Origin of the sequence: Kribbella sp. NPDC051587 (genome assembly GCF_044453945.1) — a bacterium.
GTDB lineage: Bacteria > Actinomycetota > Actinomycetes > Propionibacteriales > Kribbellaceae > Kribbella.
On sequence record NZ_JBITDE010000014.1, the window covers coordinates 59047 to 71407 of the forward strand.

12 protein-coding genes are annotated in these 12361 nt (G+C 67.3%); 5 read left to right on the forward strand and 7 right to left on the reverse strand.

The genetic code is table 11. The annotated features are described in order from the left end of the window. Positions 1-56 precede the first annotated feature (56 nt). The 4 genes from ACIA49_RS35020 to ACIA49_RS35035 form a co-directional block, all read right to left on the reverse strand. Positions 57-1826 (reverse strand): ABC transporter substrate-binding protein, encoded by a 1770-nt coding sequence (locus ACIA49_RS35020; RefSeq protein ID WP_396382451.1) that lies wholly within the window; start codon positions 1824-1826, stop codon positions 57-59. Between the two features lie 67 nt (positions 1827-1893). Beyond that, the gene (locus tag ACIA49_RS35025; protein ID WP_396382453.1) at positions 1894-2886 is read right to left on the reverse strand and encodes an ABC transporter permease; all 993 of its coding nucleotides are present in this window, start codon (positions 2884-2886) and stop codon (positions 1894-1896) included. Between the two features lie 242 nt (positions 2887-3128). Next, on the reverse strand, positions 3129-4724 hold the full coding sequence (locus ACIA49_RS35030) for an ABC transporter substrate-binding protein (protein ID WP_396382454.1): 1596 nt from the start codon (positions 4722-4724) through the stop codon (positions 3129-3131). Positions 4725-4785: 61 nt separating this feature from the next. Next, the gene (locus ACIA49_RS35035) at positions 4786-5433 is read right to left on the reverse strand and encodes an HAD family hydrolase (protein ID WP_396382455.1); all 648 of its coding nucleotides are present in this window, start codon (positions 5431-5433) and stop codon (positions 4786-4788) included. A gap of 191 nt (positions 5434-5624) precedes the next feature. Here ACIA49_RS35035 and ACIA49_RS35040 point away from each other — a divergent pair, with 191 nt between their 5' ends. The 3 genes from ACIA49_RS35040 to ACIA49_RS35050 all read left to right on the forward strand — a co-directional run bounded on the left by ACIA49_RS35040 (position 5625) and on the right by ACIA49_RS35050 (position 8272). Next, positions 5625-6476 carry a PAC2 family protein gene (locus tag ACIA49_RS35040; RefSeq protein WP_396382456.1) on the forward strand — a complete coding sequence of 284 codons (852 nt, stop codon included), beginning with the start codon at positions 5625-5627 and terminating at the stop codon, positions 6474-6476. 96 nt (positions 6477-6572) lie between these two features. Continuing rightward, entirely contained in the window at positions 6573-7358 is a 786-nt protein-coding gene (locus ACIA49_RS35045; RefSeq protein WP_396382457.1) for a L,D-transpeptidase, read from the forward strand. Positions 7359-7378: 20 nt separating this feature from the next. Next, on the forward strand, positions 7379-8272 hold the full coding sequence (locus tag ACIA49_RS35050) for a hypothetical protein (protein ID WP_391545077.1): 894 nt from the start codon (positions 7379-7381) through the stop codon (positions 8270-8272). Here ACIA49_RS35050 and ACIA49_RS35055 read toward each other — a convergent pair. Further along, positions 8262-8834, reverse strand: a complete 573-nt coding sequence (locus ACIA49_RS35055; protein WP_396382459.1) for a vitamin K epoxide reductase family protein — start codon at positions 8832-8834, stop codon at positions 8262-8264. The genes ACIA49_RS35050 and ACIA49_RS35055 overlap by 11 nt on opposite strands. Beyond that, positions 8815-9456 (reverse strand): DsbA family protein, encoded by a 642-nt coding sequence (locus ACIA49_RS35060; protein ID WP_396382460.1) that lies wholly within the window; start codon positions 9454-9456, stop codon positions 8815-8817. The genes ACIA49_RS35055 and ACIA49_RS35060 overlap by 20 nt, the downstream gene beginning before the upstream one ends. A gap of 480 nt (positions 9457-9936) precedes the next feature. On the opposite strand from ACIA49_RS35060, the gene ACIA49_RS35065 reads away from it, so the two are divergent. Beyond that, positions 9937-10284: an ArsR/SmtB family transcription factor gene (locus tag ACIA49_RS35065; protein ID WP_396382461.1), complete on the forward strand. Its 348-nt coding sequence runs from the start codon at positions 9937-9939 to the stop codon at positions 10282-10284. After that, on the forward strand, positions 10281-10958 hold the full coding sequence (locus ACIA49_RS35070; RefSeq protein WP_396382462.1) for a cation diffusion facilitator family transporter: 678 nt from the start codon (positions 10281-10283) through the stop codon (positions 10956-10958). The genes ACIA49_RS35065 and ACIA49_RS35070 overlap by 4 nt, the downstream gene beginning before the upstream one ends. A 94-nt stretch (positions 10959-11052) precedes the next feature. Here ACIA49_RS35070 and mshC read toward each other — a convergent pair whose 3' ends face one another. Next, entirely contained in the window at positions 11053-12273 is a 1221-nt protein-coding gene (mshC, locus tag ACIA49_RS35075; protein WP_396382464.1) for a cysteine--1-D-myo-inosityl 2-amino-2-deoxy-alpha-D-glucopyranoside ligase, read from the reverse strand. Positions 12274-12361 lie beyond the last annotated feature (88 nt).

The following is a 12361-nucleotide window of genomic DNA, read 5'->3' on the forward strand; positions in this document are numbered from 1 at the left end:
ACCGAAGCCTTCACCTACCTCTACTGGCGAAATGGTTGGTTGGGCAGGGCAACGACTTACTTGAGGCCGATGGCCGCGTAGTCGTACATGTTCTGACCGGAGTTGGTGAACACGTTGGCCACCGTGTCCGGGCGGTACAGCAAGCCCTTGGCCCAGATGCCCGGCAGCGCGCCGGCCTGCTCCATGACCTTCTTGTCGACGTCGACCCAGAGCTGGTTGCGCTTGGTCTCGTCGGTCTCGGACATCGCCTTGTCGACCAGCGCGTCGACCTCGGGGATCCGGATACCCAGGTTGGTGTTACCACCGGTGTCCCGGATGGTCCGGCTGTCCACGATCTGCTGCAGGAAGCCGAAGCCGTCGTTCCAGTCGGCACCCCAGCTGTAGACGATCAGGCCGAGCTTGTTGGTCTTCGCGAAGTCCGGCTTACCGGCGTACAGCTTGGTGTAGTCGCCGGTCGGGTAGGACTTGGCGGTCAGGATGATGCCGACCTTCTTCAACGACTCCTGCAGGGTCTCCGCGACCGCCTTCTCCTTACCGCGGTCCGTGCGGTAGGTGATGTTGATCGGGAAGCCGTCGGGCTTGCCGCACTGCTTCAGCTCGTCCTTGGCCTTCTCGGCGTTGCCGTTCTTGTCGGCCTCGAAGCCGTAGTCGTCGAACTTCTGCGAACCATTGACCGCGGGCGGCATCAGGTTCGTCGCGATGTCGCCACCGACCGGGCCACCGTAGGCACGCTGGTAACCCTCGTGGTCAGCGGCGTACAGGATCGCCTTGCGGCAGTGGATGTTGTCCAGCGGCGGGACCTGGGTGTTCAGCACGGTGAAGTTCAGGCGCGGTGCCGGCACGTTGTCCGTGTGCGCCTTCAGCTTCGGGTCGGCCAGCACCTTGGCCTGGGTCTCCGGCTGCACACCGGTACCAGCCAGGTCGACGTCGAGGTCACCGGCGATCAGCCGGTTGTCGATGTCCGTGCCCTCGACGTTGTAGGCGATGGTGATCTTGTCCGGCAGCGCCATGCGGCCCGAGTCCGGGTCGGTGGACGCGTCGTAGTTCTCGTTGCGGACCAGGTCGAAGCCCTTGTTCGAGTCAAAGGTCCCGAACTTGTACGGACCGGTCGAGACCGGGTGCTCCTTGTACTTCGCACCGGTGTCCTTCGCCTGCGGGACCGGGGCGGTCGACGGCAGTTGCGCGAAGTAGTCGAAGCTCGAGAACGGCTTCTTCAGGTGGAAGACGATCGTGTTGGCGTCCGGGGTCTCGATCGCCTTGGCGACGCCGGCCAGTGCCTTGTCCTTGTAGACGCTGAAGCCCTCCGGCACGTCCAGCAGGAAGTCGTTGAAGTACGTCGGGCCGCTCGGCAGCGTCGCCTTGTCCAGCGACCGCGCGACGGCGTACTTGACGTCCTTCGAGGTGACCTCGGTGCCGTCCTCGAACTTCACGCCCTTGCGGATCTTGTAGGTCCAGGTCTTGGCGCCGTCGCTCGGAACACCAGGAGCCTCGGCCAGGTCCGGAACCGGCTTGCCGCCCTCGGCACCCGGAACGGCCTTGAAGGTCATCAGCGGGCGGACGTAGTTCCGCACCAGGTTCCAGGACAGACCGTAGTAGGTGTCACCCGGGTCCGTGGAGTCCCAGTCCTGGGTGATGGCCATCCGGAGCGTGCCGCCCTTTTTGTCACTCGGGCTGTAGATCTTGTCGACGGCCGCGTTGGCCTCCGGCGCGCTGCCACCTTCGCTGGTGCCACCGCCCGGCTTGGCCTTCGGTCCCCCGCATGCCGCCAGACTCAAGGCGACGGCCGCAGCGACGGCTACTGCCGTCGTGATGCGTTTCCGACTCATCTCTTGTTGCACCCCTTTGTGTGGTGAGAACCCTGCCTTCACAAGGCTCCCGGTTTGGAGAGAAGTACTACCGCGACCGCGGGTCCAACGCGTCGCGCAACCCGTCGCCGAACAGGTTGAAGGCCAGGACCGTGACGAAGATCGCCAGGCCCGGCGGGATCATGTACATCGGGTCGACCGAGTACCACTTCGAGGCGATCGACAGCATGTCGCCCCAGCTCGCGGTCGGCGGGCGGACACCGACGCCCAGGTAGGACAGACCGGCCTCGAACAGGACGTTGGTCGGGATCAGCAGCGTCGCGTAGACCAGGATCGGCGCGATCAGGTTCGGGAGCAGCTCGGTGAACAGGATGTAGGGCCGCCGGGCGCCGAGGCTCCGGGCCGCGTCCACGAACTCGCGCTCCCGCAGTGAGAGCGTCTGACCGCGAATGATCCGGCCGATATAGGGCCAGCTGAAGAAGCCGATGATGAAGACGATCAGCGCTACCCGCAGCGCGTCACCCTCCAGGCCCAGCAGCTTGTCCGGAATCGCGCCGACCAGGGCGAGCGCGAACAGCACCAGCGGGAAGGCCAGGAAGATGTCCATCAAGCGGCTGATCAGCGAGTCGACCCAGCCGCCGAAGTAGCCGGCGACCACTCCCATGACGACGCCGATAACGACCGAGAGCATGGTGGCCAGGACTGCGATCAGCAGCGAGATCCGCGCGCCGTAGATGACCCGGGCCAGGATGTCGCGGCCGTTGACCGGCTCGACACCGAGCGGGTGGTCCCAGCTGACGCCGCCGAGCTTGCCGATCGGGGTCTGCAGCGACGGGTCGACCAGCTTCTGGTTGAAGTCGTTCGGCGTGATCCCGATCGCCTTGCAGATCAGCGGGGCGAAGATCGCCACCAGGATCAGCAGGACGACGAAGACGCCACCGGCGAGCGCGACCTTGTCGCGCTTGAGCCGCATCCAGGAGATCTGCCAGAGCGACCGGCCCTCGATCTTCTTCACGCCGTCGAGGACGGCCTCCGGCTGGGCGTCGGACGACCCCGGTGCGACCTCGAGTGGTGCGCTCACGCGATGCGACTCCCCTGCGTCATTCGGTTGAACCGGAACGGAATCCGGTATGGCTGCGGCCTTAACCTGCCGCCATTACGGTCTGGAGTCAAACGCCGAATGCGGTGCGTTGCCCGATCGTGATCGGCAGGAAATCGTCCCGTATCGTGGACGTTTTCGCAGTAAACCACGCCGTCCTACCGAGGGTCGCCATGACCTCGCAAACCGTTACTGTCATGGCATCTTTGTGTCATCCCACGGCGCTATTTGCGAAGTCCTGACAGATGCAAAAAGGCCAACGGATCGAGGGCTCCGGACAGGTTCTGCACATCCTGACCGGCGACTACGCTCAGTCGCCCCTGCCAGGTCGGCAGCACCGGAACCTCCCGGGCGAACACGCCCTGGAGCTGCTCGATCAGCTCGGCGCGCTTGATGCCGTTCTGCTCGGACCTTTCCTGCTGCAGCAGCTTCATCGCGGCCGCCGAGCGGTACCCGTTCGGGAAGGGATCGCTGACCCCGACGAACGGCGCCAGGTAGTTGTCCGCGTCCGGGTACTCCGGGATCCAGCCCGCGATGTAGAGGTCGAAGGCGCCCGCCTTGATCTGCGCCTGGTACGCCGGCCACTCCGCGCTCTTCAGCGTCACCCGGAAGAGTCCCGACGCGTCCAACTGCCGCTTCAGCTCCAGCGCCTCGGCCTTGGACCCCGGGCCGAACCGCGACGGCGTCCAGCCGAGCGTCAGCGGCACTACGCCCTTCACGCCGCCCGCTTTCAGGATCGCGGCGGCCGCCGCCTTGTTCGGCTGCTTGTACTCGGCCCGGAACGCATCCGTCGCGCCACCGAAGCTCGGCGGCACCATCGAGTACAGCGGGCTGACATGCTCGGCGTACGCCTTCTTCACCAGCGCCGGACGATCGATCAGCTGCGCGATCGCCCGTCGTACCGGCAGTCTGCGGGCCGTCACCGACTTCAGCTGGAACGCGACGAACTGGATCACCGCGTCCTCGGACTCGACCACCTGCACCTGGTTCGACGTCCGGAGCTTGTCGAGCTGGCCGATCGTGAACCCGCGATAGGCGAGATCGACCTGCCCACCGTTCTTGCTGCCGGTGCCCTTGCTCCCGGCAATCGCCTGGTTCAGCGCGACCGCGTCCTTGACCAGAGCGATCTGTACGCCGTCGTTCTGCGGGCCACGTGACCCCTTGTACCCGGCGAAGCGCGCGAGTGTGACCGACTCCCCCGGCCGGTACGACGTGAGCTGGTACGGCCCGCTGCCGAAAGCGGAGGTGTCGAGGAGCTTGGTGCGCGGGTACGCCTCCTCGTCCACGATCGACGCGCCGGTCGTGGTCAGCAGGTAGGGCAGCCGGGCATCCGGGCCCTTCAGGTTGAAGACCGCGGTCAGCTCGTCCGGCGTACTCACCGAGGTCACCGAGGAGAACAGTGGCGCCGGCCCACCGGGCGTCTTCAGCGCCAGCATCCGCTCGAAACTGAACCGCACGTCCGACGAGGTCAGCTGATGACCGTTGGGGAAGGTCAGCCCTTCCTTCAGACTGCACGTGTACGTCGTCGGCGAATCGAACTGGCAGTCCGCCGCGTCCGGCACCGGCGTCGGCTTGCCCGGCAGGATCGTCAGCAGCGTCTGGTACAGATTCGCCTGCACGGTCCGCGAGCCCACGTCGTACGGGCCGGCGGGATCCAGCGAACTGATCGAGTCGGTGGTCGCGACCCGCAACACCATCGACTTCGGCGTCGGGTCACCGGTGTGCGGTGCGTTGTCGTCGGGCTCACCGCACGCGACCAGGCCGGCACCCAGCCCACCGATCGCAGCGGACATCACGACCCGCCGCCACAACTCGCTCACCCTGTCACCTTCCCCACGACCCCAGTAACTGCCCCCGAGGGCACCAAGTGACGGTAACGCCTCAGCGGAGCAACTCCCGCAGCGCCTCCGGAGTCACGGCTTCCAATGAGCCGACCACCAGACGGCGCGGTGCCTCCGGGATCGGCACGAAATGCGGTACGGCGACCACGTACGCGCCGGCCGCCGTACCGGCCTGGGTCCCGGTCAGCGAGTCCTCGATCACCACGCACTGCGCCGGATCGACGCCCAGCTTGGCCGCGGCGGTCAGGTACGGCTCCGGGTGCGGCTTGCCGTTGATCACCTCGTCACCGGCGATGATCACGTCGAACGGATCGTCCGGCAGGTGGCTGAGCACCGCGTCGATCATCACCCGGTACGACGCCGACACCAGCGCACACGGCACGTCGGCCTTGCGGAGCGCCTGGAGCAGTTCGAGCGCACCCGGCTGGAACTCCACCTCACGGCGCAGCGACTCGATCACCTCGCTGAAGATCCGTTCGGCCAGCGCCTCGGCGGTGATCACACCGGCCGGGAGCGCGGCCAGCCAGACCTGGACGGCGTCCCGCAGATCACTGCCGAGCAGCCCGAGACTGTCCTCCTCCGTCCAGGTTCCGCCGAGCTCGGGCAGCACCCGGTGCTGCACCTCGTCCCAGACCTTCTCCGAGTCGACCAGCGTTCCGTCCATGTCCCAGAGCACGGCCTGCAGCACGGCTCCCCCTCCACTTGTGGTTGTTCCGGAACCATTTTCCCGTGACTCCACCCGACACGTTCCGCCGGGGGTACGGCGACACTTTTCGCTCCGCGTGAAAGCGAGGCGCGTGGCGTGAGTGAACGACGTAGGCTGGCAGTCCGGAATCCGGCAACCTCGCCGGATGGCTACAGACGACAGGGGGCCTGCGAGTGGTTGATCTCGCGAACCTGAGGGACCCGGTCGTGATCGCGGCGTTCGCGGGCTGGAACGACGCCGCCGAAGCGGCCACCGGAGCGGTCGACCACCTGATCGAGCAGTGGGGTGCCGAGCTCGTCACCGAGATCGACCCCGAGGAGTACTACGACTTCCAGGTGAACCGGCCCGAGGTCGGCTTCGACGAGAACGGCGAGCGGCAGCTGACCTGGCCGACCACCCGGGTCTTCGTCGCCCAGCCCGAGGACACCGACCGCGACATCCTGCTGATCCGCGGCATCGAGCCGAACATGCGCTGGCGCGGCTTCGCCCAGGAGCTGCTCGAGGTGGTCGACGAGTCGAACGCCCAGATCGTCGTCGTCCTCGGCGCGCTGCTCGCCGATTCCCCGCACACCCGGCCGATCCCGGTCTCCGCGACCTCGAACGACGAGGCGCTGAGCGCGTCGTGGAGTCTCGAGCCGTCGACGTACGAGGGTCCGACCGGCATCACCGGCGTCTTCGCCGACCTCTGCAGCGGCCTCGGCGTACCGTCGGTCTCGATCTGGTCGGCGATCCCGCACTACATCGCGGGCTCGCCCTGCCCGAAGGCGTCGCTGGCGCTGCTGAGCAAGATCGAGGCCCTGCTCGACCTGCAGATGCCCGAGGGCGAGCTGCCCGAGATGGCCCGCGCCTGGCAGCGCGGCGCGGACGAGCTGAGCGAAGAGGACCCCGAAGTCGCGGAGTACGTGCACTCCCTGGAGGAGCAGCGCGACACCGCCGACCTGCCGGAGGCCTCGGGCGACGCGATCGCTGCCGAGTTCGAGCGCTACCTGCGCCGCCGGAACAAGAACCACCCGGACACGCCCTAAATATTTGCTACTCACGGGTCACCTACCGTGGCGTAACTCCGTGGATCGGCCTATTGTCGTCGTCGGACGATAGGCCGGTCACGGGGAGCAAGGCAGATGCGCAGGTCGCGGAGTGAGCACGGCAGCTCCTCCATGCCTGCCCTCGCCGTCCTCATCCTGCTCGGGATCGTCGCCGTCATCGGCTTCCTCGGGAACAAGAAGGACGACGAACCACCGCCGGTCGACCTGACCACACTCGCCGCATCCAGTACGGCGACCACGATCGCCGGCGCCCCTCTCGACCCGGACCCGTACGAACCCACTACCGGGGTCGTCGTGCACCCACGCGCCGAGTCCGCGCTCTACACCTCCCCCGATGGCGACCCCTTCGCGAAGATCGCGCCGAAGCAGTTCGGCCCGACCTGGCTGCCCGTGGTCGAGCAGGCCGATGGCTGGGTCCGCGTGCTGCTCCCGTCCAAACCGAACCGCTCCACCGGCTGGATGCGCGAGGACGAACTCGATCGCGCCTCCTCGTCGTACCTGATCCGGGTGCACACCGGATCGCGGACGATCGAGCTGTTCGAGAAGGGCCGGCGCTTGGGGTCGTGGAAGGCCGGCGTCGGCGCCCGCAAGACCCCGACCCCGGCCGGCCGCACGTTCCTGCTCGGCTCGATCGTCGACCACAAGCGCTCCGCGTCGCCGATCGTGCTGCCGCTGGGTGCGCACAGTCCCACTCTCGACACGTTCGGTGGCGGACCTGGTACGGTCGCGATCCACGGGTGGCCGCGCGCCGACGTGTTCGGAGCCGCGATCAGCGCCGGGTGTGTTCGAGTCCCGAAGACCGCCCTGGCCAAACTTCAGCAGGTCCCGCTCGGGACGCTCGTGCAGATCGACAACAAATGACGTACGTGAGGAGACCGGAGATGCGCCGACAGCTCGTACCGACTGTCATCACGGCAGCCGCCGTGGCCGGAGTCGTGGCGTTCAGCCTGGTCGCCAGTGCCCCGGTGGGTAACGCCGCCGCCCGGCCCTCGTCGGCGTACGCCGTCAGCGCCACGGGCCAGGTGCCGGTCGACAAGACGCCGTACGTGGAATCTCTCGACGGCAAGCCGAAGAAGTCGTCGGCGCTGGAGCTGCCCGACAACCCGTTGCTCTCGGTCCGGGCCGGCACGGTCAATGCCGGCAACAACTCGGCCTCGGTCGAGCTGATCGACATCTCGGTCGGCGCCGACATCCTCGGCCAGATCCCGATCCCGCCGGACCTGAAGAAGCAGTGCGACGCGCTGCCGGCGACCGGCGCCGACGACCTGCCGATCCCGGACATCAAGCTGCCGGACCTCGGCCTGCCGCTCCCGTTGCCCTCGCTGAGCACCAAGGACCTGCCGGTCAAGAACCTCCCCGACCTGTGCAAGCTCCTGCTCACCCCGCCGAGCTCCCTGCTGGGCATCGACGCCGTGAACGTCTGGTGCTCCGGCGCCAAGGGCGGCATCGACGTCGGATCCCTGACCCTGCTGGGCCAGACGATCAAGATCCCCAGCACCACCCAGACCTTCAGTACGCCGGCCAACCCGCTGATCGCGCTCACCGTCAACGAGCAGACCAAGAACGCCGACGGCTCCTTCACGATCACGGGCTTGAAGATCGACCTCGGCAACGGAGCGCAGGTCATCCGCCTGGCCTCGGCCACCTGCGCCAAGCCGGCCGCCGCCAAGCCGACCCCGAAGCCCACCACGCCCAAGCCCACTCCCCCGGTGAACGCGCCGCCGGCCGCTCCGAAGCCGACCCCGATCAAGACGCACGTCGCCGTCACCGGCTGAGCAACGTCTGCCAGTACGGCCAGAACTGCTCACCGATCAAAGCCAGTACGACGACCGCCCAGATCGTCACCGGGACACTGTGAAACCGCGTGACCGCTGGGCGGTTGAGGTTGTGCACTGTCACGTACCAGAAGATCGGGATCGTGACGGCCCAAACCGCCAGGCAGTACGGACAGAGTGCCTGAATCCGGTAGAGGCTCTGGAACATCAGCCAGTGCACGAACACGACGCCGAACGTCACACCTGCCTGCAGGCCGAGCCAGAACCAGCGCCGGAAGACCGCACCGGCCAGTAGTGCAGCCCCGACCGTGGTGATCACGGCGAACCCGGCGATCCCGATGAGTGGGTTGGGGAACCCGAAGGCCTCGGCCTGTGGCTTGGTCATCACCGAACCGCACGAGAGGATCGGATTGATGCTGCACGACGGGATGTAGCCCGGGTCGCGCAGCATCGCGATCTTCTCGACAGTCAGTACGACGGCGGCGGTCAGCCCGATCGCGCCGCCGACCAGCAACAGCCACGGCAGCAGCCTCGGGAACGGCTCACTTCTTGAGGGCTGCATCGATACTCGCCGTCAGGTCCTGGGCCGACTGCGGCTGCAGCTTCTCGCCGTTCAGGAAGAAGGTCGGCGTACCGGTCACGCCGAGCGCCTCGCCATCGGCGATGTCGCGCTTGATCCGGTCCAGGGTGGCCGGGTCGGCGTAATCCTTGTCCCAGGCAACCAAATCCAGCCCGAGCTCCTTGGCATACCCGCGAAACCGGTCGTCGGCCGGCACTCGCTGCTCGCCCCACTCGGACTGGGTCTCGTACATCTTCTGGTACATCTGCTCGAACTTGTCCTGCTTGGCAGCGGCCTCGACCGCACGCGCGGCACGTTCGGCGTTGAAGTGACCGGGCAGCGGGAAGTACCGCACCACGAACGTCACCTTGCCGGCATAGGTCTTGCGCAGCTGCTCGACGACCGGGAACGCCGCGCCACAGGACTCACACTCGAAGTCCAGGAACTCGACGAAGGTGGCCTTGCCGTCGGCCGCGACATCGAGTTTGTGGCTGTCGGCCCGCACCAGACTGTCGGCGGCCGGACTAGCTGCCGGCTTGTCGTTGGCCTTGACGGCCACCAGTACGCCGGTGATCAGGATGAAGGCGGCCGCGATCGCAATCGATATCCGTGTAGTGGTACTCATGTGCTGCTCCTCGAATCAGGTAGGGCAAGGCATGCAAGGACGCACCGGCAGTACGCCGATGGTGTGGAGTGGTCCTGCTTGCGTGCCTACCTGCGCGAGATGCGCAACTGAATCACCGACGGAGTCGTCGCCCATGCTGGAGACGGCAGCCGTTCACCGGCGTACACCGGGCTCACCGAAGCCGTTCGGCACGGGGACGTGACGAGTCCGCTGACGACTGACGCGACGCCCAGCACACCCGCCACGGACAGGTGCGTGTCGTCGCCTCCCACCGGGCATCTGGTCGAATCGACCATCACCGCGGAGTCCGCTGCGGCCAAGCCCTCAACCGGCGCTGACGGACTGTGGAACGCGCACACGGCAAGGAGCGCCGCGACCACCATCAGGCCACGCACGAGAAGCCGCTGCAACGATCCGTTCATGTGAGGGCCTAGCCTAGCCAGCTTCTCAAAGCACGCCAGTTGCCGATAGCATCGCCAGATGGCGATGATCAATGAGGCGGCCGCTCTCTCGGTAGCGGCCTGTCTGTTCAACGGCTTCAGCGACGGATCCCGACTGGCCATCGTGCGGCACCTGGCACTCGGCGAACACCGCGTCGTCGACCTCACCGAACACCTCGGACTGGCGCAGTCCACGGTCTCCAAGCACCTGGCCTGCCTGCGCGACTGCGGCCTCGTCGAATCGCGCCCAGTCGGCCGCGCCTCGCTCTTCAGCCTCACCCACCCCGAGGCGACCATCGACCTGCTCTCGGCCGCCGAGCGGCTGCTCGATCTGACCGGCGACGCGGTCGCGCTCTGCCCGAACTACGGTCAGGCGGCCCAGGCATGAGCGAACCGCTGTCACTAACACCCAGCACGTGGACCACCGACCCCGAGTTGCGCCGCAAGCTGAGCCGCCGCGCGCAACTGCTCGCCGGCGCCTCGGTCACCTACAACATCATCGAGGCGATCGTCGCCATCAGCGCCGGCGTCGTCGCCGGTTCGGTCGCGCTGGTCGGGTTCGGCCTGGACTCGGTCGTCGAGGTCTCCAGCGGCCTGATCATCCTCTGGCAGTTCCGCCACAAAATGCCTGAATCCCGCGAGAAGCAGGCCCTGCGATTGCTCGCCTTCTCCTTCTTCGCCTTGGCCGCGTACGTCGCCTTCGAGTCGATCCGAACCCTGATCACAGGCGCCAACCCCGAGACGTCGCCGGTCGGCATCGGCCTGGCGATCGCCTCGTTGATCGTGATGCCGTTCCTGTCGTGGGCCCAACGCCGTACCGGCAAAGCCCTGGGCTCGAACGCCGTGGTCGCCGACTCGACCCAGACCCTGCTCTGCACCTACCTGAGCGCGGTCCTCCTGGTCGGCCTCATCCTCAACGCCACCCTCGGCTGGGGCTGGGCCGACCCCGTCGCCGGCCTCATCATCGCCGCCGTCGCCATCCGCGAAGGCGTCGAAGCCTGGCAAGGCAAGGGCTGCTGCGCCCCCACCGCCACCGCCTGCGCCGACCCCTGCTGCAGCTAGCCGCTTTCCCCGCGAAGACACGCGACTCCCCAGCAATTACTCAAGACCTCTTGTGCAAGGTTGATTGCAGAGGACGAGGTCAGCGCTCGCTGTGCTAGAGCTTGATGCCGAGGAGGGCGTCGATGGCTTGGGCTACCAGGGCGGGGGCGGAGGTGTCGTCGCCGTTCGACTCGGCCCAGGTGTCGACCGCGGATAGGGCCGCGACCGTATCCAGGTCGTTGGTGAGGGCGGCCCGTACGGCGTCGACGGCGGCCGCGCCATCGGGGCCGGAACCACGGCCGAGGGCGCCTCGCCAGAGGTCCAGGCGGGCCTGAGCTTCGGTGAGGCCTTCGGCGGTCCAGAACCAGTCGGTGCGGTAGTGGTGGGCCAGCAGGGCCAGGCGGATCGCCATGGGGTCAGTACCGGCCAGGCGTTCCTTGGAGACCAGGACAAGGTTGCCCTTGGACTTCGACATCTTCTCGCCGTCCAGGCCGACCATCGCCTGGTGCACGTAGGCACGAGCGAACGGGTGCTGACCGGTCGCGACCTGCGCGCCGCTGGCCGACATCTCGTGGTGCGGGAAGATCAGGTCCGATCCCCCACCCTGGACGTCGAACGACATCCCCAGGTGCCTCAGCGCGATCGCGGAACACTCGACGTGCCAGCCCGGACGGCCCCGGCCGACCGGTGAGTCCCACGACGGCTCGTCCGGGCGCTCGTGGCGCCACAGCAGACTGTCCAGCGGGTCCTGCTTGCCCTCGCGGTCCGGGTCGCCGCCGCGCTCGGCGAAGAGCGCCGTCATCGTTTCGCGGTCGTAGTTCGAGACCCCACCAAAAGCCGGGTCGGCCTTCACAGCGAAGTACAGGTCGCCGTCCACCGAGTAGACCGCGCCGGCCTGCTGCAGCTCCTGTACGGCGGACGCCACCAGATCGATCGACTCGACGACACCGATGTAATGCTGCGGCGGGATCACCCGCAGCGCGGTCATGTCGTCGCGGAAGAGCTGGATCTCCTTGTGCGCCAGGTCGGTCCACTCGACGCCCGTCGCGGCGGCCCGCTCGAGCAGCGGGTCGTCCACGTCGGTGATGTTCTGTGTGTACACGACCTCGTACCCGGCGTCGCGCCACAGCCGGTTCACCAGGTCGAACGTGACGTACGTCGCCGCGTGCCCCATGTGGGTCGCGTCGTACGGCGTGATGCCGCACACGTACATCCGCGCGGTGCTGCCGTCGACCGGTTGCACCTCGACCGGTCCGCCCGAGGCGGTGTCGTGGAGGCGCAGCCGCCGGGCGGGGCCCGGCACGACCGGGATGTCTGGATTCGTCCACGCCTGCATGGTCTGGAGCTTATGTCAGACCCGAATTCGCTGCGGTGACACGGTTCCATTCCCCGGTCCCGGCCACGCGCCACAGCCCGGTCGGCTA